Annotated in this window: 2 rRNA genes; both read left to right on the top strand. The window is 49.6% G+C overall.

Annotation, left to right across the window (positions count from 1 at the left end):
• The first annotated feature begins 8 nt into the window (after positions 1 to 8).
• A 23S ribosomal RNA gene (locus KQI42_RS20525) occupies positions 9 to 2,931 on the top strand.
• Between the two features lie 26 nt (positions 2,932 to 2,957).
• Positions 2,958 to 3,065 (top strand): 5S ribosomal RNA (gene rrf, locus KQI42_RS20520); the annotation flags it as partial.

Here is a 3,065-nt window from a genome sequence, read left to right as displayed (position 1 = left end):
CAAAAAAAGGTCAAGTTATTAAGGGCATAGGGCGAATGCCTTGGCACCAAGAGCCGATGAAGGACGGGATAAGCACCGATATGCTTCGGGGAGTCGCAAATAGGCTTTGATCCGGAGATTTCCGAATGGGGAAACCTACTTGAGTAACCCTCAAGTACTCCTTACTGAATCCATAGGTAAGGAGAGGAAGACCAGGGGAACTGAAACATCTAAGTACCCTGAGGAAGAGAAAGAAAAATCGATTCTCTAAGTAGCGGCGAGCGAACGGGGAACAGCCCAAACCAGTACTTGTACTGGGGTTGAGGACACGGTAAAGGATGAAATTTAGGTAGCTGAAGAAGACTGGAAAGTCTCACCATAGAAGGTGATAGTCCTGTAAGCGAAATTTAAATTTCACAGACTGTGCTCCAGAGTACCATGGGACACGTGAAATCCTGTGGGAAGCAGGGAGGACCACCTCCCAAGGCTAAATACTACTTGGTGACCGATAGTGAAGAAGTACCGTGAGGGAAAGGTGAAAAGAACCCCGGAAGGGGAGTGAAATAGAACCTGAAACCCTATGCCTACAAGCAGTGGAAGTTCATTATTAGAATAACCGCGTACTTTTTGTAGAACGGGCCAGCGAGTTATGGTATGCAGCAAGGTTAAGTACTTAAGGTACGAAGCCGTAGGGAAACCAAGTCTTAATAGGGCGAATAGTTGTATGCCATAGACCCGAAACCGGGTGACCTATCCATGGGCAGAGTGAAGTTGAAGTAAAATTCAATGGAGGCTCGAACCCGTTAGTGTTTAAAAACTATGGGATGACCTGTGGATAGGGGTGAAAAGCCAATCGAACTCGGAGATAGCTGGTTCTCCTCGAAATAGCTTTAGGGCTAGCCTCAAGGTTAGTGATATGGAGGTAGAGCACTGAATGGTCTAGGGGCACATAGTGTTACCAAAACCTATCAAACTCCGAATGCCATAATCATATCCTTGGGAGTCAGACTATGGGGGATAAGCTTCATAGTCGAAAGGGAAAGAGCCCAGATCACCAGCTAAGGTCCCTAAATTCAGATTAAGTGGTAAAGGATGTGAGGTTACACAGACAACCAGGATGTTGGCTTAGAAGCAGCCATACATTTAAAGAGTGCGTAATAGCTCACTGGTCGAGTGACCTTGCGCCGAAGATTTCCGGGGCTTAAATCTGATACCGAAGCTGTGGGATACGTAAGTATCGGTAGAGGAGCGTTCTGTACGGGCAGAAGCTATACCGTAAGGAGTGGTGGACTGTACAGAAGTGAGAATGCTGGCATGAGTAGCGAAAAGGTGGGTGAGAATCCCACCCGTCGAAAGCCTAAGGTTTCCTGAGGAAGGCTCGTCCACTCAGGGTAAGTCGGGACCTAAGCTGAGGCCGAAAGGCGTAGGCGATGGACAACAGGTGGAAATTCCTGTACTACCTAGAGGCGCTTGAGAGAAGGGGTGACGCAGAAGGATAGGCTGAGCGTGCCGTTGGTTGAGCACGTCCAAGCAAGTAGGAAGTGTAGATAGGCAAATCCGTTTACACAATTCCAAGATGTGATGGGGAGCGAAAAATAAGTAGTGAAGCAGCTGACTCCACACTGCCAAGAAAAGCCTCTATCGAGCCAAAGGGTACCCGTACCGCAAACCGACACAGGTAGGCGAGGTGAGAATCCTAAGACGTTCGGAAGAACCTTTGTTAAGGAACTCGGCAAAATAGCCCCGTAACTTCGGGAGAAGGGGTGCCAGTTAAGGTGTAATCTATACGATGAAAGCCTTGATTGGCCGCAGTGAATAGGCCCAAGCGACTGTTTACCAAAAACACAGGTCTCTGCTAAGTCGAAAGACGAAGTATAGGGGCTGACACCTGCCCGGTGCTGGAAGGTTAAGGGGAAGGGTTAGCGTAAGCGAAGCTCTGAACTTAAGCCCCAGTAAACGGCGGCCGTAACTATAACGGTCCTAAGGTAGCGAAATTCCTTGTCGGGTAAGTTCCGACCCGCACGAAAGGTGTAACGATTTGGGCACTGTCTCAACAAAGGATCCGGTGAAATTGTAGTACTCGTGAAGATGCGAGTTACCCGCGACAGGACGGAAAGACCCCGTGGAGCTTTACTGCAGGCTGACATTGGATTTTGGTATTGCATGTACAGGATAGGTGGGAGGCTAAGAAACCAGGGCGCCAGTTTTGGTGGAGCCGACCTTGGGATACCACTCTTGTAATGCTGAAATTCTAACCAGATACTATGAAACTAGTATTGGGACACTGTCAGTTGGGCAGTTTGACTGGGGCGGTCGCCTCCTAAAAAGTAACGGAGGCGCTCAAAGGTTCCCTCAGCACGGTCGGAAATCGTGCGAAGAGTGTAAAGGCAGAAGGGAGCTTGACTGCGACACCAACAAGTGGAGCAGGAACGAAAGTTGGACTTAGTGATCCGGTGGTTCCGAGTGGAAGGGCCATCGCTCAACGGATAAAAGCTACCCCGGGGATAACAGGCTTATCTCCCCCAAGAGTCCACATCGACGGGGAGGTTTGGCACCTCGATGTCGGCTCGTCTCATCCTGGGGCTGAAGCAGGTCCCAAGGGTTGGGCTGTTCGCCCATTAAAGAGGCACGCGAGCTGGGTTCAGAACGTCGTGAGACAGTTCGGTCCCTATCCGTCGTGGGCGTAGGAAATTTGAGAGGATCTGTCCTTAGTACGAGAGGACCGGGATGGACAGACCGCTGGTGTATCAGTTGTCTCGCCAGAGGCACGGCTGAGTAGCTATGTCTGGAAGGGATAAGTGCTGAAGGCATCTAAGCACGAAGCCCCCCTCAAGATTATATTTCCCACCGTAAGGGTAAGACTCCAAGTAGACTACTTGGTAGATAGGTCCCAGGTATAAGAGTAGCAATACTCGCAGCTAAGGGATACTAATAAGTCGAGGACTTGACCTTAAAATATATTGTTAAATTAGTTTTCGTCTGGTGACGATAGAGAGAGGGACACACCTGTTCCCATACCGAACACAGAAGTTAAGCCTCTCATCGCCGATGGTACTTGGGTGGTAACGCCCTGGGAGAGTAGGAAG

Origin of the sequence: Tissierella simiarum (assembly GCF_018917865.1) — a bacterium.
Lineage (GTDB): Bacteria > Bacillota > Clostridia > Tissierellales > Tissierellaceae > Tissierella_C > Tissierella_C simiarum.
This window is presented reverse-complemented; position numbering and strand designations above follow the sequence as displayed.